This is a genomic window from Sinorhizobium chiapasense (assembly GCF_045277575.1).
In the GTDB taxonomy this organism is placed as follows: domain Bacteria; phylum Pseudomonadota; class Alphaproteobacteria; order Rhizobiales; family Rhizobiaceae; genus Ensifer; species Ensifer chiapasense_A.
Genome location: NZ_CP144206.1, coordinates 545,596 through 563,968, shown reverse-complemented (window position 1 = coordinate 563,968; position 18,373 = coordinate 545,596). Strand labels below are relative to the sequence as shown.

Annotated in this window: 17 protein-coding genes; 9 read left to right on the top strand and 8 right to left on the bottom strand. The window is 63.5% G+C overall.

The window, feature by feature from the left end:
* The first annotated feature begins 373 nt into the window (after window positions 1–373).
* From QM996_RS21460 to QM996_RS21450, 3 genes are all read left to right on the top strand, one after another.
* Window positions 374–907: a Spy/CpxP family protein refolding chaperone gene (locus QM996_RS21460; RefSeq protein WP_334198752.1), complete on the top strand. Its 534-nt coding sequence runs from the start codon at window positions 374–376 to the stop codon at window positions 905–907.
* 131 nt (window positions 908–1,038) lie between these two features.
* On the top strand, window positions 1,039–1,737 hold the full coding sequence (locus tag QM996_RS21455; RefSeq protein ID WP_334198075.1) for a response regulator: 699 nt from the start codon (window positions 1,039–1,041) through the stop codon (window positions 1,735–1,737).
* A gap of 3 nt (window positions 1,738–1,740) precedes the next feature.
* Window positions 1,741–2,985, top strand: coding sequence for a sensor histidine kinase (locus QM996_RS21450; protein ID WP_334198074.1), 1,245 nt, complete (start codon window positions 1,741–1,743; stop codon window positions 2,983–2,985).
* Between the two features lies 1 nt (window position 2,986).
* Here QM996_RS21450 and QM996_RS21445 read toward each other — a convergent pair whose 3' ends face one another.
* Window positions 2,987–3,667 carry a phosphoribosyltransferase gene (locus tag QM996_RS21445; protein WP_334198073.1) on the bottom strand — a complete coding sequence of 227 codons (681 nt, stop codon included), beginning with the start codon at window positions 3,665–3,667 and terminating at the stop codon, window positions 2,987–2,989.
* Window positions 3,668–3,861: 194 nt separating this feature from the next.
* Here QM996_RS21445 and QM996_RS21440 point away from each other — a divergent pair, with 194 nt between their 5' ends.
* Window positions 3,862–5,037: a M20 aminoacylase family protein gene (locus tag QM996_RS21440; protein ID WP_334198072.1), complete on the top strand. Its 1,176-nt coding sequence runs from the start codon at window positions 3,862–3,864 to the stop codon at window positions 5,035–5,037.
* A gap of 144 nt (window positions 5,038–5,181) precedes the next feature.
* Here QM996_RS21440 and QM996_RS21435 read toward each other — a convergent pair whose 3' ends face one another.
* From QM996_RS21435 to QM996_RS21405, 7 genes are all read right to left on the bottom strand, one after another.
* A complete protein-coding gene (locus QM996_RS21435; protein ID WP_334198071.1) occupies window positions 5,182–6,969 on the bottom strand; it encodes an adenine deaminase in 1,788 nt (595 codons plus the stop codon).
* On the bottom strand, window positions 6,966–7,886 hold the full coding sequence (locus tag QM996_RS21430; protein WP_334198751.1) for a nucleoside hydrolase: 921 nt from the start codon (window positions 7,884–7,886) through the stop codon (window positions 6,966–6,968). The genes QM996_RS21435 and QM996_RS21430 overlap by 4 nt, the downstream gene beginning before the upstream one ends.
* A gap of 5 nt (window positions 7,887–7,891) precedes the next feature.
* Complete coding sequence (locus tag QM996_RS21425; protein WP_334198070.1) at window positions 7,892–8,920, bottom strand: ABC transporter ATP-binding protein; 1,029 nt, start codon at window positions 8,918–8,920, stop codon at window positions 7,892–7,894.
* A complete protein-coding gene (locus QM996_RS21420) occupies window positions 8,913–9,692 on the bottom strand; it encodes an ABC transporter permease (protein WP_334198069.1) in 780 nt (259 codons plus the stop codon). Before QM996_RS21420 ends, QM996_RS21425 begins: the two co-directional genes overlap by 8 nt.
* Window positions 9,689–10,516, bottom strand: coding sequence for an ABC transporter permease (locus tag QM996_RS21415; RefSeq protein WP_334198068.1), 828 nt, complete (start codon window positions 10,514–10,516; stop codon window positions 9,689–9,691). Before QM996_RS21415 ends, QM996_RS21420 begins: the two co-directional genes overlap by 4 nt.
* 104 nt (window positions 10,517–10,620) lie before the next feature.
* Window positions 10,621–11,643 carry an ABC transporter substrate-binding protein gene (locus QM996_RS21410; protein ID WP_334198067.1) on the bottom strand — a complete coding sequence of 341 codons (1,023 nt, stop codon included), beginning with the start codon at window positions 11,641–11,643 and terminating at the stop codon, window positions 10,621–10,623.
* On the bottom strand, window positions 11,640–12,713 hold the full coding sequence (locus QM996_RS21405; protein WP_334198066.1) for a LacI family DNA-binding transcriptional regulator: 1,074 nt from the start codon (window positions 12,711–12,713) through the stop codon (window positions 11,640–11,642). The genes QM996_RS21410 and QM996_RS21405 overlap by 4 nt, the downstream gene beginning before the upstream one ends.
* Before the next feature lie 483 nt (window positions 12,714–13,196).
* Here QM996_RS21405 and QM996_RS21400 point away from each other — a divergent pair, with 483 nt between their 5' ends.
* The 5 genes from QM996_RS21400 (at window position 13,197) to QM996_RS21380 (ending at window position 18,322) form a co-directional block, all read left to right on the top strand.
* Window positions 13,197–14,741 (top strand): ABC transporter substrate-binding protein, encoded by a 1,545-nt coding sequence (locus tag QM996_RS21400; protein ID WP_334198065.1) that lies wholly within the window; start codon window positions 13,197–13,199, stop codon window positions 14,739–14,741.
* 269 nt (window positions 14,742–15,010) lie between these two features.
* Window positions 15,011–15,925 carry an ABC transporter permease gene (locus tag QM996_RS21395; RefSeq protein WP_500270526.1) on the top strand — a complete coding sequence of 305 codons (915 nt, stop codon included), beginning with the start codon at window positions 15,011–15,013 and terminating at the stop codon, window positions 15,923–15,925.
* Window positions 15,922–16,773, top strand: a complete 852-nt coding sequence (locus QM996_RS21390; RefSeq protein WP_334198064.1) for an ABC transporter permease — start codon at window positions 15,922–15,924, stop codon at window positions 16,771–16,773. Before QM996_RS21395 ends, QM996_RS21390 begins: the two co-directional genes overlap by 4 nt.
* On the top strand, window positions 16,770–17,582 hold the full coding sequence (locus QM996_RS21385; protein ID WP_334198063.1) for an ATP-binding cassette domain-containing protein: 813 nt from the start codon (window positions 16,770–16,772) through the stop codon (window positions 17,580–17,582). The genes QM996_RS21390 and QM996_RS21385 overlap by 4 nt, the downstream gene beginning before the upstream one ends.
* A complete protein-coding gene (locus QM996_RS21380; RefSeq protein WP_334198749.1) occupies window positions 17,576–18,322 on the top strand; it encodes an ABC transporter ATP-binding protein in 747 nt (248 codons plus the stop codon). The genes QM996_RS21385 and QM996_RS21380 overlap by 7 nt, the downstream gene beginning before the upstream one ends.
* Window positions 18,323–18,373: the final 51 nt, after the last annotated feature.

The window sequence follows — 18,373 nt, the reverse complement described above, 5'->3', positions numbered from 1 at the left end:
TCTGATCAAAGCCAATCCGAGGCGCAGAAATATTTGAGCTCAATCCAGCCCGAGGAAATCGGGCCGCCACCGGCTCGTAGCAGCAACAGGCAGCTGCGGCTCGTTTGAGCAAAACCAGTTGCAGCCGGGGAATCCCATGCCCAGCGAACGGCCATCGCTGCGCAACTCGACGTATCCAGGACGATCGCGAGAGAGGCGTTTCGCGCTCTGGCAGCGCTGGAAATAATCGAGGTCGGCGCGGGGCGACGTGCGAGGGTTGGGCGCGCATGCGGCTGGCTTTACATTTCTTTACATTCGCGTGGAACGCTCGAAACGTTGGCCCGCTAGATTTCCTCCACCGCAGCAATTGCTGCGCACTGAAAGGAGACTGGCAATGGAAAACGAGGAAAAGACGCTGGCGAGCCCGGCCACGGGTGGACCCGCCCCGAAGCGATGGGGGCGACGCCTCCTGATCGGCGGCCTCGCAGCCGTCGCGGTTATCGGCGGGATCGGTTTTGCAGCCGCACGCAGTGACTTCGGCTTCGGAATGGGCGGCCACATGATGCACGCGTACATGGGAGGTGGCGGCTTTATGGAACACCGGATCGGTTCCGTGCTCGATGAACTTGATGCGACGTCCGAGCAGGAAGACAAGCTTTGGGACATCATCGACACGGCCCGCGCTGAAATCAGGCCAACTTTCCGGGACTTCCGCGAGACGCGTGACCAGGTTATCGAACTCCTCGGCTCGCCGACGATCGATCGCGCCGCGGCTGAAAAACTGCGCAGTGAGCGCATCGCAGCCATCGACGCGGCCTCGCGCAAGATGACGAGCGCGCTCATCGACGCCGCCGAGGTGCTGACACCAGAACAGCGCGCCAAGCTCGCCGAGCATTTGAAGGAGCGCGGAGGCCACGGTCGGTGGTAAGACTGGCTCGGCTGCTGCATCTTTCCTTGGAGCCGATTTGAGGACAAGAACATGCAGCGATTTGAAGTGCTACGGCGTCTCCGCGCCTCTCATAAGGCGCGCCTGAAGGCTACGAAACGGAGCGAGAAGAGATGGCGGAACGGGTCCTGATCGTTGACGACGATACGCGCCTTTCTGCCATGCTCGCCGACTATCTTTCCGGAAACGGTTACACCGTACACACGGTGGCGACGGCCATGGCGGGCCTTGCCGACCTCGGCCGCCGCGCGCCGGACGTTGTCATTCTCGATATCATGCTGCCAGATCTTGACGGCTTCGAAGCCTGTCGGCGCATACGTTCGGTCTCTGACGTGCCTATCCTGATGCTCACCGCCAAAGGCGAAGAGACAGACCGTATCGTTGGGCTGGAGCTCGGCGCCGACGATTATCTGCCCAAGCCCTTCAACCCGCGCGAATTGCTGGCGCGGCTGAAGGCGATCCTGCGTCGCCGACACGGTCGTACAGCCACTTCGCGGGCCTTTCGCTTTGGACGGCTGGAGATCGATCCTGGCTCCCGCTCGGTCAGGGTCGACGGCCGTGAATGTGCGTTGACCAGCTACCAGTTCGACTTACTCGTGGCGCTTGCCGAAAATGCCGGCCGCATTCTGTCGCGTGAGCAATTGATGGACATGGTCAAAGGCGAGGAGCTGGATGCATTCGACCGCTCCATCGACGTCCATGTGTCGCGCATCAGGGCGGCCATCGAGACCGATCCCAAGCATCCAAGGCGCATCATCACGGTGCGCGGCGCCGGTTATGTGTTCGCCCGCTTTCAGGACGATGAGAGATAGGCGATGCGCAGCCGGCTGTTCCTGAAGATCTACCTGACACTGCTGGCGAGCCTTGCGGCGGTCGCTATCGCCAGTGCCGCGTTCGTGTGGCTGGGGCAGGACGAGGATGACTCCAGTTGGCAGAGCCAGCGCGCCCGTTTCGTCGCGACGCTTATCCCGCCCGACATGGACCGGCGGTCGGTCGAGGAGACGCTGGAGCGTTTTTCAAAGGGCTTAGGCGCCGACATCGCCGTCTATGATCCGCAAGGCAAGCTGATCGCCAATGCCGGCCGGCCGCTTCCACCTGACGCGGTAGACGGATCGTGGCCTCAAGGCAGAGGCCGGTTCCACACCATGGTGACCGCGTTGCCCGACGGACGCACGGTGGCCGTGCGCATGGCGCCGCCTTTCCGTCCGTCCAACCGCAATCCGCTCGCCTACCTGGCCTTGATTGCCGGCGTCATCGGGCTTGCAGCCTATCCGGTTGTGCGCCACCTGACCCGTCGGCTGGAGCGGCTGCGCGCTGGCGTGGATGCCTGGGGCATCGGCGATTTCGTGGCGCGTGTGCCCGACGATGGCAGCGATGAGGTTGCGGCGGTGGCAAAGAGCTTCAACAAGGCCGCCGATCATGTCGAGCGGCTGATCAAGTCACATCGCGCACTTCTCGCCAATGCCAGCCACGAACTGCGCTCACCGCTCGCGCGCCTGCGGATGGCGATCGACCTCTATGAACAGGCCCCGGACGACAACCGCAAGGAGGAGATCGTCCGCAACCTTGCCGAACTCGACACGCTGGTCGAGGAGATCCTGCTGGCAAGCCGGCTTGACCACATAGAGAGGCTCGATGCGCTCGAGCCCATCGATCTTCTGGCTTTGGTCTCGGAAGAAGGCGCGCGCAACGGCGTCGACGTCACCGGCGTCGCGGCGATCGTCAGAGGCGATGTGCGCTTACTCGGCAGGCTCGTGCGCAATCTCATGCAGAACGCGCTACGCCACGGTCGTCCTCCTGTCACGGCCACCGTTTCGCGGGCAGGCGGCACGGTTGAACTCAGGGTTCGCGATAACGGCCCGGGCATACCGGAGAACGAGCGCACTCGCGTTTTCGAGCCCTTCTATCGCCCTTCGGGACGCGGCGAGGCCTCAGGCGGCTGGGGATTGGGGCTGGCCTTGGTGCGTCAGATCGCTGAGCGCCACGGCGGCGCGGTCCGCTATCAGGCTCCGTCGGACGGGGGCGCCTGCTTCGTCGTATCGCTTCCGGCGCATCAATAACCTAAACGGCACGCCAGATGCCATTCTCGTCGCGCTGAAGCATCGGCGTTTGGAACACCCCGACGACACGCTCAGGCCAATGGGGTGCAAGCTCGGCAAGCGGCTGGCGCCAGCGCTCGGTCTGCAGCATGGCCGCGCCGATCGCGACTGGCGCGATGCCACAGGCGTCCATCAGCGTGAGTCCTGCAACGATCGACGCGCCGCTGGAGATCACATCGTCGATCAGCGCCACGCGTTTCCCCCTCAGCAGCGGCAGCATGCGCGGATCAACATAGAGCCGCTTCTTCTGGTCGGGCGTGGTGATCGAGGAAAGCGGCACCGACAGGTCATCCACGTACCAGAATTTCCGGGACGTCCCGAGCGGCACGTAGCGGCTATGGCCGAGCTTGCGCGCAACGGCGGAGGCAAGCGTCAAACCCAGGGTCGGTAGGCCTGCGACGACATCCGGTTCGAAGGGCGCGAGCTTTGCTGCAAGTTCGGTTGCCAGTCCGTCCTCGACGGCAAAACTGGCCTGATTGACGATCAAAGAAGCGAGCGCGTGCTTGCCGTCGGCGAGCGGCCGAATCGGTAACAGGATCTGGCTGTTATCACCGAGTGTCGCCGGGAAGAAATCCCGATAACCCGCCTGGATGTCGAAGCTTTTCGGCGGATAGATATCCTGCCAGAAGTCGTGGGGCTGCATCGGTTTCATCCTCGTCTGCACGCTTTCGCCCTGGAATGAAAGGCGACCAAAAAGGCCGGCTTGCTGTTCTGGTCCCGGCGGTTTTCGTCTATACCGTTTGCGACTTCGATCAAACCGAAAGGGCACCGCGGGCAGAGCAAAGCGCGCGGAATTCACAAGCCCCTTCACCGGATGAAACATGGGAATGCCTGCCGATGCGCCTGCCAGACGGAATAGCCGACGACCTCACCTTCCTCACCGACTTCCGTCGCGATCTGCATGCCCATCCGGAATTGGGCTTCGAGGAGGTACGAACCAGTGAGCTCGTTGCCAAATGGCTTGAAGAGGCAGGCTTAAAGGTTCATCGGGGCTTGGGAAAAACCGGCATCATCGGCACCTTGCAGGTCGGCAATGGAACGCGGTCGATCGGCCTTCGCGCCGACATGGACGCGCTTGCCATGCCGGAGATCGCCGACCGCCCCTACAAATCCCGGGAGCCCGGCAAGATGCACGCCTGCGGCCATGACGGCCACACCGCGATGCTGCTCGGCGCTGCCCGCCATCTGGCGAAGACGCGCAATTTCTCCGGCACCGTGCACTTCATCTTCCAGCCGGCCGAGGAGGGGCGAGGCGGCGCGAAGCGCATGGTCGAGGATGGGCTCTTCGAGCTCTTCCCCTGCGATGCCGTTTACGGCCTGCACAATATGCCCGGCCTCGATCCGGACGAAATGGCCGTCGTCGCAGGCCCCCAGCTTGCCTCATCGGATAGCTGGCGGCTCACCTTCCGCGGCGTCGGCACCCACGGCGCCAAGCCGCATCTCGGTCGCGATCCGGTGACGGCTGCCGGCACCTTCCTCGCCTCGCTGCAATCGATTGTCGGCCGTGTCGTCGATCCGCTGCAGCCGGCCGTCGTCAGCGCCTGTTCCGTGCGCGCCGGCGACCCGAAGGCGCTGAACGTCATTCCGGATATCGTCGAGATCGGCGGCACGGCGCGCGCATATACGCCCGAAGTCCGCGACCAGCTCGAAAGCGAGATCGGCCGGCTCGCACGCGGTACTGCGGAGATGTACGGGATTTCCGTCGACTATGAATTCGAGCGCCGCATTCCGCCTGTCGTCAACGACACCGATGCCAGCGCGCGGGCGTTGAAGGCGGCCCAGACCGTCTTCGGCGCGAAGACCCGCACGGCATTTCCGCCCTCGACGGCAGGCGACGACTTCGCCTTCTTCGGGCTCGAAGCGCCCGGCTGCTACGTCTGGCTCGGTAACGGGCCCGCCGTCGATGGCGCGCTCCACCACAACACTGCCTATGATTTCAACGATGCGGCGATCGGCCCGGGCGTTGCCTTCTGGTCGACGCTGGTCGAGCAGGAACTCGCACGCGCCGGATAGCGCGTACCAAGCGAAGAGGCGGAAGACCGTTCGAAAGCGGCCGATCACAGACGCTTAGATCGTTTTCCTGAAGCGTGAAGCGATCTGCTGCTACGGATTTGCCCCTCGCTTTCACGAGCCGCCTTGGTGGGCAGCTCATGCAGCTCACGCTTCAAGCACCTCCAGAACAGGGCTTTCCATCAGCTTGCCGGTGACGACATCGGCGATGCCGCGGTCGGTCTGGTGCGGTCCCGCATTGCAAGCGAGCGTCGCACCGAAGCAGGCCTTGAAGACCAGATAAGGCGGTTGCCAGTCGACGATGCGGCCGACGGCCTCCCGGAGTTCGGCAAAGCTTGCGGCGACCTCTTCCAGCGGCTCCTCCGAGACCAGTCCGGCGAGCGGCAACGGCAGGAGCGCGTCGACCTTGCCGCCAGACGCCGCGGCCATGCCGCCGCCGGCAGCAATCACTGCGTTGGCGGCGACCGCCATATCGGCCGCATTGCCGCCGAAGACGGTGAGGTTATGGCTGTCATGCGAGACCGTAGTCGCAAAGGCGCCGCGCCAGTGGCCCCAACCTGACAGGAGACCGACGCGCGGCAGGCTGTCGGCGCGCCCGTGGCGATGCGCCACCGCAATCATCGTCGTACCTTCGGGCGGAACGACGAAGCCGTCTTCGACTTCGGCAATGGCTTCGGCCCACTGGGTAAAGCGCGGGCGATCGATGGTCGCGACGCGCACTTTCACGCCATCCGCGCCAATGCGGAAATCGTTCTCCGAAAGCGGGGCGATCTTCATTGTGCCGTGCAGCCTATCGGCAGCGAGACCGGTCAACGGCTCGATCATCCGGCCGGCACTGGCAATCGTTTTGCCGCTTGCGACGACCGTGCGTGCGCGAAATTCGACGAGATCGTCGAAGAGCACGATATCCCCCCGACGCCCTGGCGCGATCACACCAAGATCGTGTCGGCCCAGCCGAACCGCACCATTCAGTGTCGCCGCCCGAAGCGCCCATTCAGCGGGCAAACCATAGCGGACCAGCCGGCGAACGACGTCATCGAGACCGCCGGCCTGGGCGAGATCGTCGGGGAATACGTCGTCCGTGCAGAGCGTCACCGTCTGTGGAAGATGGCCCAAGCCGTTGAGTGTCTTGACGAATTCCGGCAGCAAGTGATCGTGCGAGCCGCGTAATTCGATCGACAGACCTGCCCTGAGCTTTTCCATCAGATCATCGCCCGAGACGAGCTCATGGTCGGAGCTGACGCCGGCGGTGACGAAAGCCTGCAGATCGGCGCCTTCAAGGCCGCGCGCATGACCGTTAACCGGCTTACCGGCTGCGAGCCCCGCCTGGACGATCGCGCCGATCCGAGCCTCGCTGTCGATGACGCCGCGCATATTCATCATCTCGGCGATGCCGCCGATTTCCGGCCAGCTCAGGATGTCGGCGACAACGCCGGCGTCGAAATCGGCGCCGGCCCGTTCCAGCCCGGGTGCAGACGGCACACTGGAAGGCGCCAGCAAGACCGTGCGCAACGGCAGCCCGGCAATGGCATCCGCGGCCCAGCGCACGCCGGCGACGCCGTTGACATTGCCGAATTCGTGCGGATCCCAGACGACGGTCGTGACGCCACGCGGCAGCACTGCGTTGGCGTAATTCGCCGGCGTCACCATCGAGCTTTCGACATGCATATGCGTATCGATCAGACCCGGGGAAACCAAGGCGCCGCTCGCATCGATGAGGGTCGCCGCATCGCTGCGCGCGGCGGGCTCATGGACGCTCGCAATCAACGCTCCGACAATGCCGATATCGGCCGGGCGAAGCTCGCCCGTCACCACGTCCACCAGCGTCCCGCCCCTAATCAGGACCTCAAACGGTTCGTCGCCGCGTGCTGCTGCCACGGCTCGAGTGCGGAGCGTCGCATCCATCAGGTCGTGAGGCTGCTGCACGGCGCTCATTGCTGCGCCTCCTTCATCAGGGCGCCGAGAATCTGTGCTCGGGTCGTTTCCACATGAGCATCGACCGCGTATTCAGCATTGAAGATCGCATGGCTTTCGCGCGTTTCGACGACGGTGCGCCCGCGCGTGAGCGAACCGCCGAGCTCGACATCGATACGCGCACTTCGGAAGGAGACAGCCCCCGGATTGACGAAGGCGACGGCGGCGCAAGGGTCATAGATCGCCATGCCCGGCCGGCCTCGTCTGGTGCCGATCGAGATGTATCCCGCAAGCAGATCGGCGATCAGCGCCGCTTTGGCACCGCCGGCCGAACGGATCGGTGCCACGTCGTCCGGGTAGGCGAAGACCTTGCGGCAAAGGTCAAGATCGACCATGCGCAGCGGCAAGCCGCGCGCGAGTACGATGGCCAGTGCCTCCGGATCGGCGAAGGCGTTGAATTCGGCGGAAGCCGTATGGTTGCCGCTGGTGACGCCGCCGCCCATCCAGGTGAGATCGGTGATCCGCGCGGCAAGGTCCGGGCGGGCAACGCAAAGGGCTGCGAGATTGGTGAGCGGCCCGAGCGCAAGCACACGCCTCGTCCCTTCTTGTTCCAGCCAAGCGCAAAGCGCGGCAAAGGCGTCGCTCGATGGCAACGCATCGACTTGCGGCAGCGTCAGCCCGGCGGTCGGCATGCCGGCTACGCCGAGGATGCGCTCGGCGGTTTCGAGCTTGCCGAGCACCGGCAGGGCGCGCCCTTCATGGATGGGAAAGGCCCAGCCGAAAGCGCGTGCGGCGCCGGCGGCATTGCGCTTCACCTGATCCAGCGGCGTATTGCCGAAGACGAGGGAGACGCCGTCGATTTCTTCACCGGCATGGAGAACGACAAGCACCGCGGCAATGTCGTCGAAGCCCATGTCCGTATCGATCCAGACACCCATTGACGTCAACCGAACTTCTTGAGGCGCGCGGCCTTCTCGGCCGGCAGGTCGAAGGCAATGGCAGAGCCGGTTTCACGCGCTGCGAGCGCGGCATCCTCTTCCGCCTTGATCGCGCCGAGCGGCGTATCGAGCAGATATTCGCGCGTGCTGCCGGAGAAAGAGGCTCCGCGCACGGTGCCCTGGAAAGGACCTGAGCCCAGGGTCACCATGCGCGGACGCCACGCAAGCCCTGCCGTGTCAGGCGGCAGGGATCCGGAGAGTTCGATCGGGCCGTTGCCGGCCTTGAGCTTGCCGCCCTCGACGGCAAAGATGTTTTCGAAACCGACGAAGTCGGCGACGAAACGCGAGACGGGGCGGTTGTAGATGTCCTCGGGCGTGCCAATCTGCTCGATCGCGCCGTTCAGCATGACGACGATGCGGTCCGCAAGCGACAGGGCCTCGCCCTGGTCATGGGTGACGAAGATCATCGTGACGCCGGTTTCCTTCTGCACACGCTGCAGTTCCGTACGCATTTCGAGGCGAAGGCGCGCATCGAGGTTCGATAGCGGCTCGTCGAGCAAGAGCACCTTCGGCTCCATTACCATCGAGCGCGCCAGCGCGACGCGCTGCTGCTGGCCGCCGGAAAGTTCGCCCGGTTTGCGGGCGGAGAATTTCGAAAGGCCGACCGATTTCAGCCCGGCGGTCACCTTGCTCTCGATCTCGTTCGCCGGCAGCTTCTTCAGCCGCAGGCCGAAGGCGACGTTCTCGAACACGGTCAGGTGCGGGAACAGCGCATAGGACTGGAAGACGAGGCCCACTGAGCGCTTGTTCGCGGAAACGCGGGTAATATCGGCGCCGTCGAGCTTGATCGCGCCGGAGGCCGGCGAGAGAAGGCCCGCGATCGAGCGCATCGTCGTGGTCTTGCCGCAGCCCGAGGGGCCCAGGAACGCCACGAGCTCGCCCTTGCGGATCGAAAGGTCGAGATCCTTCACCGCAACGGTGTCGCCGTAGGCGAGCGTCAGTTTTTCAAGGCTGAGGAAGGCGGTGTCAGACATAGCGAGAGAACCCCAGGAAGCGTTCGGCAAGGAAGACGATGCCGATGGACATGAAGGCGAGCAGTGCGGAGAGGGCTGCGACGGACGGATCGTAGGTGATCTCCATATAGGAGAGCATGTCGATCGGCAGCGTGCGCACGCCCGGGCCGGAGAGGAAGAGCGACACCGGCACCTGGTTGAAGCTCGTGACGAAACCGAGGATGAAGGCGGCGAGAATGCCGCTGCGGATATTCGGCATCACCACCCGGAAAAAGGCACCGGCGCGAGAAGAGCCGAGCAGCACCGCCGCCTCCTCGATATCGGAGCGCAGGTTGTTGAGGCTGGCGGAGACGACGCGCACCGCATAGGGCAAAACCAGCGCCGTGTGCGCCAGGAACAGCACCAGCGTGATGTTGACGCCGAAGGGCACGACGATATAGCGCAAGAGCGCCAGGCCGACGATGATGCCGGGCACGATGATTGGCAGTGAGACGATGGTTCTGACCGTTTCGCCAAAAGGCAGCTTGTAGCGCGAAAGCGCGTAGGATGCGGGTACCCCGAGGACGAGCGCTGCGGCGGTACCGCCGATCGCCAAAAGCATCGAGATCGCGAAGCTCTCGCGGAAGCTCTCGACCGTGAAGACCTTCGCGACCCATTGCAGCGAGAAGCCCTGCGGCGGGAAAGCGAGCGTCTCGCCGCCGGAAAGCGAGGCGGCAACGATGATGAAGAACGGCCCGATCAGGAAGCCGATCACCAGGAAGAGAACGAGAGGCGTAAAGACGCGCGGTGTCATCGCTTGTTCCTCGCGGTGGCAAGCCTTTTCAGGAGAAGATTGGCGGCAAAGCTCATGACGATCAGGATGAAGGCGATGACGCTTGCCGAGACGAAGTCATTGGCGACGGTGACGCGCTGGTAGAGCAGCGTTTCGAGCATCAGCACCTTGGAGCCGCCGAGGATCGCCGGCGTGATGTAGGCGGTGAGCGAGCCGGTGAAGACCAGCGTGCCACCGATCACGAGGCCTTCCTTGGTCAGCGGCAGGATCACCTTGAAGAACACCTGGAACCAGTTGGCGCCGAGAACACGGGCCGCCGGGATCGCATCCTTCGGCATGTTTTCGAGCGCGCTGATCAGCGACAGGATCATCAGCGGCAGGAAGAGCTGCAAGAGACCAATGAACACGGCCGTTTCGGTGAAGAGGAAACGGATCGGCTCGTCCGAAAGACCGACAAGCTGGAGCGCCTGGTTGACGATGCCGGTGCGGCCGAGAATGACGATCCAGGCATAGGTACGGGCGACCGACGAGATCATCAGCGGCAGCACGACGAGGCCGATCATCTGTCCCTTGCTGCGCGGCGTCAGATTGACGATCGCAAAGGCCGCAGCATAGCCGATGACGGCCGAAACGGCGGTGACCATCAGGCCGAGCCGGAAAGTGCGCAGGAAGACGGTACGGTTCAGCGGGTCGGAGAAGAAGTTCGTATAGGCGACAAACGACCAGCTATCGGCGTTGCGAAATCCCTCCGCCAGCAGGATCACCACCGGCGCGAGGAAGACGATCGCCGCGAAGACCGCCGCCGGCAGAGCGAGCGCCAGGGCTTCGGCGCGGTTCTGGAACATCCTTCTTCCTTTCAAGGCATTCCTGGGCGTGTGTCCTTGCGCCCGTCGCATGAGGTCTCCACCGGCGGTCAGTACCCGCCGGCGGAGGTAGCATTTGTCTGGGCTTACTGGCCGACCTGCGCGTTCCACTCCGAGAGCCACGCCTCGCGGTTGTCGAGGGCGACGGCGGACGGGATGAGCTTCAGGTTCTTCACGGTCTCTTCGCCGTAAGTGAGATTTTCAGCGATCTCGGGCGAAACCTTCACGTCCTTGTTGGCCGGGCTGTCGACCAGCTTCTCGGCAAGCGCGGTCTGGATTTCGGTCGAGAGCCAGAAGTCCATGAACTGCAGCGCGAGCTCCTGGTTCTTGCCGCCCTTGGTCAAAACCATCACGTTCATGCCGCCGGTCTGTCCTTCCTTCGGCGTCGCCCACTTGATCGGCAGATCGAGCTTAGTGAAGCCTTCCCAGGAGAAGCGGCCGATCGGTGCCGCCCAGATCTCCTCCTGCTGCATAAGCTGCACGAGCTGCGAGGACTTGACGTAGAACGTGACGATTTCGTCCTTCTTGGCGCCGACGGCGGCGATCGCGTCCTTGAGATCAGGCGTGTTCTTGCCGAGGGCTTCGCCGACCATGTAGAGCGCCGGCGGGCCCTGGTTGGTGGTGACGTTCGGGAAGGCAACGTGGCTGGCATTCTTCTCGTCGAGAAGATCGGCCCAGGAGTTCACCTCCATCTTGTCCGAGCGATAGACGATCGAGGTCGCATAGAAGGTGTAGCCGACGCTCATGCCGTCGCTGTTCGGGTCCTTGGCGAGATCATAGAGCTTGTTGAAGTTCTGGAGCTTCGAGGTGTCGATCTTTTCGATCAGGCCGGCGCGGGAAGCTGAAAGCGCATCGGCCATCGAGACCACCGCCATGTCGACGACCGGGCTTGCCTTGTTGGCTTCCATCTTCGCCAAGCGCTCGACGCTGTTGCCGGTCTCGACGACGAGCTTGCAGCCGCATTTCTGTTCGAACGGCGTATAGACGAGTTCCTTGAAGGCATCCTGGGCAAAACCATAGACGGAAATGGTCAGCGTCTTTTCCTGAGCAGACGCGGCTGGGGCGGCGGCGAGCAAGAGCGCGCTCGAGGCAAGCAGAAACTTTTTCATGGCTGGTGTCCTCCTTCGGTGACGGATGTGGCTGCGGTGGCAGTGGCTTGGATTAGTTGAGGTGGTGCGGCGGCCGATTGCCGGACGACCAGGTGCATCGGCACCTTGGCCTTTTCGGCAGTGACCGGTGCGCCGATTTCAGGATCGGACGGGTCGCGCTCGCGGATCGCCTTGACGAGCGCGGCGACGGCGATGGCGGCGATCTCGGTCATGTCCATGCGCGCGGTCGTCAGTGCCGGCGTGATGACCGGCGACCAGATGAGATCGTCGAAGCCGGTAACGCTCGCCATCTCCGGCACGTTGATGCCCGCACGCTGCAGTTCGGTCAGCGCCCGAAGCGCATGGAGATCGGAGATGCAGGCAAAGGCGGTGTAGCCTTCCGCCACCTTTTCGGCGAGCCCGAGCGGACAGCCCTTGCCAGCCAATTTCTCCAGCGGCTCGATCCAGAGCGTATCGGTGTGGAACCCCTCGCCGAAGACCGATCGGATACCGCCGGCGCGGTCGTTCTGCACGTTCGAGGCGGGATTGTTGCCGATGATCAGTACGCGGCGATGCCCAAGCGCCTTCAGGTGCTCGGCAATTTGCTGGCCGCCGCCCCAATGGTCGGCGGCCACCGTGTTGCCCGGCGTTGATGGCGTATCGATGACGGCAACCGGACAGCCGACATCGGCGATGCGGGTGCCCCGCCGGGGCACGATAACCAGGCCATCGACGTCGCGATCGATCAACCGCTCGATCGCCTTGGTCTGGGTCGAGACGTCGCCGCGCGAGTCCGCGATCAGCACGCCGTAGCCGGAGGAGGAAGCGGCGAGTTCGATCGCCTGGGCAATCTGCGGGAAGAGCGGATTGGCGATATCGGGAAGTACGAGGCCGATAACACCGGTGCGGCCGGTGCGCAGCGCCCTGCCCGCCTGGCTCGGCACATAACCGAGTTCGGCAGCCGTCGCGCGGATCTTTTCCACCATCTCCGCGGAGACGCGTCCCTTGCCCGAGAGCGCGTTCGAAACCGTGGCCGCGGACACGCCGAGCGTTCTGGCAATCCTCGTCAGTTTTGGTCCGGAACGCGCCAAGTCAGTGGTTTCCGCTATCGCGTGATTAAACGATTAATCACGCGATATATCAGAATCCGGGGACTGTCGAATCCTTTTGTCGACTCGTTGCATTTTGCAATTCTCGAGGGAAACGCGTTGTGGACGACAATCAGCCGGTGTCAGCTGGTCGGCTGACCGCTCTTGCGGACAGCGACTTTCACGGCGACAGATGAGCAGAAGGTGGTGATTTGGGCCAAGCGGAACGTGCTAACCCATTAGAATTCAAAGAGGCTTATCATCGCCTACTGATATATCTGGCAAGTGGTCGCTTCTCACCGCCATCGGAAAGGCCTTCGCCAGGAAGGCACTGCCGCGGGTACAATTTTCAACTTCGGCAGGCAAATGAAACCAATTTTCCCACTAAATTACTAGGGAATAGGTATGATGCATCGCAATCATCCGATGCGTACACTTGGGTGGCGACGCGAAACACGCGACAGGCATAATGCAGGAGTTTGGGACATGACTGGCAATAACATCGGCTTTGGCAAGACCACCGGACACGGCCTCCGGGCGCCGGGCTCAAGGCTCGCCGCCGCCACGCTGGCGCTCGCTCTCTCGTCGAGCACGGCCGTCTCGGCCGAGGACGCGAAGTTCGACCCGAACGCCTCGATCACGATCGGCTCGCTCTATGAGCCGCAGAACCTCGACAATACTGCCGGCGCCGGACAGGGCATCAACGAGGCCTTCAACGGCAATGTCTATGAAGCGCTGTTCACGCTGACGGACGCCGGCGAAGTCCAGCCTGGCCTTGTTGCCGAGCAAAACGTCAGCGATGACGGCCTCTCCTATACCTTCAAGCTTCGCCCCGGCGTCACCTTCCACTCCGGCGATCCGCTGACGGCTGCAGACGTCAAATACAGCATCGAACGCGTGACGGCCGAGCAATCGAAGAGCTCGCGCAAGAAGAGCCTCGCGACGATCAGCGCGATCGAAACACCGGACGACCAGACGGTCGTCGTCAAGCTCTCGGAGCGCTCGATCTCGCTGCCCTACAATCTGAGCTACGTCTGGATCGTCAACGATGCGGCGAAAGATCTGAATGCGAGCGAGGACGGCACCGGCCCCTATCGCCTCGAGGAATGGCGCCGCGGCTCGTCGCTGGCCTTGACCCGCAACGATAAATACTGGGGCACAGCTCCCACCAATGGCGAAGTCGTCTTCCAGTACTTCACCGACGCGACCGCGCTCAACAATGCGCTCCTGACCGGCGCCGTCGACATCATCACCAGCGTCCAGAGCCCGGACTCGATCGCCCAGTTCAAGGACAATCCCGATTTCACCGTCACCGCCGGCCAGTCGACCACCAAGGAACTGCTCGCCTTCAACGATCGCGTCGCCCCCTTTGACAACGTCAAGGTCAGGAAGGCGATTGCGCGCGCTATCGACGACAAGAAGCTGTTGACGTCGATCTGGGGTGAATACGGCACGCTGATCGGCTCCTTCGTTCCGCCGACCGATCCCTGGTACGTGGATCTGACAGCCGTCGACGCCTATGACGTCGAAAGCGCCAAGGCGCTGCTGAAGGAAGCGGGCTTCGCCGACGGCTTTACCTTCAAGCTCGACACGCCGAACTACGATCCGCATCCGATCGTCGCGCAGTTCATTCAGAGCGAACTCGCCAAGGTCAACATCAAGGTCGAGATCAACGTGATCACCGCCAACGAGTGGTACACCAAGGTCTACAAGGCGCATGATTTCCAGGCGACGCTGCAGGAACACGTCAACCACCGCGACATCGTCTTCTACGGCAACCCGGACTTCTACTGGGGTTACAACAACCCCAAGGTCGTCGACCTGATCAAGGCCTCGGAAGCGGCCGCCACCACCGACGAGCAGACCGCCAAGCTTCGGGAAGCCAACACGATCATCGCCGAGGATGCCGCCAGCGATTGGCTCTACCTCTACCCGCAGATCGTCGTTTCGAGCTCGGCCGTGTCGGGTTATCCGGTGAACGGCCTGAACTCGCAATTCTTCGCCTACGGCATCAAGAAGAGCGAACAATAAGCCACCGATCTCCGCTTTTCATAGCGACAAGGGCCCCTGGATCGGATCCAGGGGCTTTTGCGTTCCGCGAGCATGGCTCGGCTTCATCCGAGACGTTTCGGCCCGCCACGCACAGGCTCTGCTAAAGTAATGCCCTCGCTCTAGCCTCTCTCGCCGTTTTGATGCAAAAGCCAACATCTCTGATCACGGCCCCCCCGTGAGAAGAAAGGAATGCAGCCATTCTAACCTATCTCGTCCGCCGCTTTGCCATTCTGCTCCTGTCGCTGCTGATCGCGGCGGTGGTGCTGTTCGTATTGTTGCGTCTGCTGCCCGGCGATCCCGCCAATGCGCTTCTCTCCGTTGGCGCCGATGCCGCGCAGATCGAGAAAGCCCGCGAGCAGGTCGGCTCGAACCTGCCGCTCTGGCAGCAGTTCCTGCGCTTTGCCGGCAGCCTCGCCCGTTTCGACCTCGGTACGTCCTTCGTCAGCGGCAAGCCCGTGATCGAGGAGATCGCCGCGCGTTTGACCGTCACCGTGCCGCTGGCGTTGATGGGCTTCCTTCTTGCCATTCTGATCGCCGTGCCACTCGGCATCCTCTCGGCAGTCAAGGCCAACCGCTGGTATGGCGGGCTGATTTCGACGGTGTCGCAGCTCGGCATCGCCATTCCCGTTTTCTGGGTCGGCATCCTGCTCGTCACCGTCTTTGCCGTCACCTTCCGTTTGTTCCCCTCGGGCGGTTTTCCCCGGCGCGGCTGGCAGAACGAGGGGCAGGTGCTCTATGCACTCGCGCTGCCGGTCATCACGATCGGGCTCGTCATGGGCGCGTCGTTGCTGCGCTACGTGCGCTCGGCAACGCAGGACGTCCTCGGCAGCGACTATCTGCGCACCGCGCGCGCCCTTGGCGCCAGCTTCCCGGAAGCCCTGATCCGCCACGGCATCCGCAACGGCGCGGTGCCGATCGTCTCCATTCTCGGCATCGAACTCGCGACGACACTGCTCGGCGCCGTCGTCGTCGAGCGCGTCTTCGCGCTGCCGGGCCTCGGCTCGATGCTGCTGCTCGCAATCGAACAGCGTGACTATCCCAACGTTCAAGGCGTGCTGTTCATCTCCACCCTTCTTGTGCTTCTGATCGGTTTCGCCGCCGATCTTACCCAGCGCCTGATCGATCCGCGCCTGCGCGAACGCGCCGTCGGAGGCCGCGCATGAGCCCGGTCGAGACATCCGTTTCCACGCGACAGCGCCGGCATTCGCTGGCACTCACCGTCGGGCTCGTGCTCGTCGGCATCAACCTCGCCGTGGCAGTGCTGACGCTGTTGTGGACACCCTATGATCCGTTGAACGCCTCGGGCGGACGGCTGGAAGCGCCGTCGCTCCTCCACTGGCTCGGAACCGACCGACTGGGGCGCGATCTGCTCACGCAGTTGATGATCGGCGCGCGCACCGCGCTCCTTGTCGGCACCGGCGCGGTGGCGATCGGTGCCACGATTGGCGTCAGTCTCGGCGTGCTCGCCGCCTTCGCCACGCGCCTTGCCGACGACGTGATGGCCGCAACGCTCGACATCCTGATCGCCTTCCCGACCCTGCTTTTGGCAATGTTGGTGGTGGCGGCAAGCGACAGCGCCGGCCTCTGGACTGCGATCCTGGCCCTTGGTCTTGCCATCTCTGCCATCGTCGCGCGGCTGACCCGCATCCTCGCCAAGCGCGTGCTCCGGCAGGACTACATCATCGCCTCGCGCACGTCGGGGACATCCTGGGTGGGTGTGGTTTTCCGCCATGTGCTTCCGAACATCTGGCCGACGCTCTCGGTCAACTTTGCCCTGCAATTTGGCCTCGCCGTTATCGCCGAGGCATCACTTTCCTATCTCGGCCTCGGCGCGCCGCCACCGAACGCCTCCTGGGGGCGGCTGCTTCAGGAAGCCCAGGGCACGGTCTATACGGCACCGATCGGCGCGATCGCTCCCGGTATCGCGCTGGTCGCGCTCGTCATCGGCATGAACCTTCTCGCCGACGGGCTGCGCGATATCGCCGATCCGACACGCGGGAGATCGCGATGAAGGCGCTTCTCGATATCCGGGCTCTCACTATTCGCGCCAACGACAAGCCGCTCGTGTCCGATCTCTCCTTCACGATTCGCCCCGGCGAGCGCATCGGACTGATCGGTGAGTCCGGTTCCGGCAAGTCGATGACCGCTATGGCTGCGACCGGTCTGCTGCCGCCCTCGATCCGCGTAGCCGGTTCGATCGAACTCGACGGGCAACAGGTCGTCGGCGCCACCGATAGGGTCATGAACCGCTTGCGCGGTGTTGCCGCTGCCGTCGTCTTTCAGGAGCCGCTGACCGCTCTGGACCCGCTGATGAAAATCGGCCGGCAGATCGCCGAGCCGGTCCGTCGGCGCCTGGAGCGCGAGGGCGGCAAGGTAACGACGGAAGTCATAAACCGCGAAGTCCGGGACCTCATCGACAAGGTGGCATTGCCGCAACCCGAACGCATCGCGAATTCCTATCCGCATGAAGTGTCCGGCGGTCAGCGTCAGCGGGTCGCCATTGCCATGGCGCTCGCCTGCCGCCCAAAGCTGCTGATCGCCGACGAACCGACGACGGCGCTCGACGTCACCACGCAAGCAGAAATCCTCGCACTTCTCGACCGCCTGGTTCGCGAAACGGGCATGGCACTTCTGTTCATCAGCCATGACCTGCCCGTCGTTGCGCAGGTGGTGGAGCGTGTCATCGTGCTACGCAATGGTCTCGCAGTCGAGGAAGGCGCGGTCGGCGCGGTTTTCGGCAAGCCTCGACACGACTACACCAAGACGCTGGTCGAAGCCGCCCGCCTGTTCGACGAAGCGCTGGGGACAACCGGATCATGATGCTCGATCTTCAAAACGTCAGCTTCGGCTATTCGCGCCAGCAGACCACGCTCAACGACGTTTCGCTCTCCGTCCGCCCCGGCGTGAGCGTCGGTCTCGTCGGCGAGTCCGGATCTGGAAAGACGACGCTTCTACGCCTCATGCTCGGGCTCGTTCGGCCGACGAGCGGCACCATCCGTTTCGGCGACGAACGGCTCGACCCCGGCGACGGCACCTTCATGCGTCGCTATCGGCGCGCCGTGCAGCCGGTGTTCCAGGACCCCTATTCGTCGCTTGATCCACGCCAACGTGTCGTCGACATCATCGCCGAACCGCTGCGCTCGCTGCGTATTCCGGGGGATCGGGCACAAGCGGTCGCCGAAGCGCTCGAAGCGGTCGGCCTGCCACTCGACGCCATGCAGCGCTATCCGCACGAATTCTCCGGCGGACAGCGCCAGCGCATCGCCATTGCCCGCGCGATCGTCGCCGGTCCACAGATCGTGCTGGCGGACGAAGCGGTGAGCGCGCTGGACCTTTCAACCCGCATCCGCATCGTTGAACTCTTCAAGACGCTCGCCGAAAAACTGACGCTAGTTTTCGTCTCCCACGATCTCGGCGTCGTCGCAGCCCTCTGCGAGGAAATGGTCATTCTCGAGCGCGGCCGGGTGGTCGAGAGCGGCAAGACCCGCGACATTCTGACCAACCCCAAGCACCCCTATACGCAGCGGCTGCTTGCCAGCATCCCGCGCATGCCCGCCTGACAAGGGCTTGGGATAGTCATCATCCGCCAAGGCGAATTCCCTTTCTCCCCA

Coding starts and splice junctions, on each gene's coding strand:
- QM996_RS21455 (WP_334198075.1), top strand. CDS start 1,039: ATGGCGGAACGGGTCCTGATCGTTGACGACGATACGCGCCTTTCTGCC.
- QM996_RS21445 (WP_334198073.1), bottom strand. CDS start 3,667: ATGCAGCCCCACGACTTCTGGCAGGATATCTATCCGCCGAAAAGCTTC.
- QM996_RS21435 (WP_334198071.1), bottom strand. CDS start 6,969: ATGAGCGCCGTGCAGCAGCCTCACGACCTGATGGATGCGACGCTCCGC.
- QM996_RS21450 (WP_334198074.1), top strand. CDS start 1,741: ATGCGCAGCCGGCTGTTCCTGAAGATCTACCTGACACTGCTGGCGAGC.
- QM996_RS21400 (WP_334198065.1), top strand. CDS start 13,197: ATGACTGGCAATAACATCGGCTTTGGCAAGACCACCGGACACGGCCTC.
- QM996_RS21430 (WP_334198751.1), bottom strand. CDS start 7,886: ATGGGTGTCTGGATCGATACGGACATGGGCTTCGACGACATTGCCGCG.
- QM996_RS21425 (WP_334198070.1), bottom strand. CDS start 8,920: ATGTCTGACACCGCCTTCCTCAGCCTTGAAAAACTGACGCTCGCCTAC.
- QM996_RS21415 (WP_334198068.1), bottom strand. CDS start 10,516: ATGTTCCAGAACCGCGCCGAAGCCCTGGCGCTCGCTCTGCCGGCGGCG.
- QM996_RS21410 (WP_334198067.1), bottom strand. CDS start 11,643: ATGAAAAAGTTTCTGCTTGCCTCGAGCGCGCTCTTGCTCGCCGCCGCC.
- QM996_RS21420 (WP_334198069.1), bottom strand. CDS start 9,692: ATGACACCGCGCGTCTTTACGCCTCTCGTTCTCTTCCTGGTGATCGGC.
- QM996_RS21385 (WP_334198063.1), top strand. CDS start 16,770: ATGAAGGCGCTTCTCGATATCCGGGCTCTCACTATTCGCGCCAACGAC.
- QM996_RS21460 (WP_334198752.1), top strand. CDS start 374: ATGGAAAACGAGGAAAAGACGCTGGCGAGCCCGGCCACGGGTGGACCC.
- QM996_RS21440 (WP_334198072.1), top strand. CDS start 3,862: ATGCGCCTGCCAGACGGAATAGCCGACGACCTCACCTTCCTCACCGAC.
- QM996_RS21390 (WP_334198064.1), top strand. CDS start 15,922: ATGAGCCCGGTCGAGACATCCGTTTCCACGCGACAGCGCCGGCATTCG.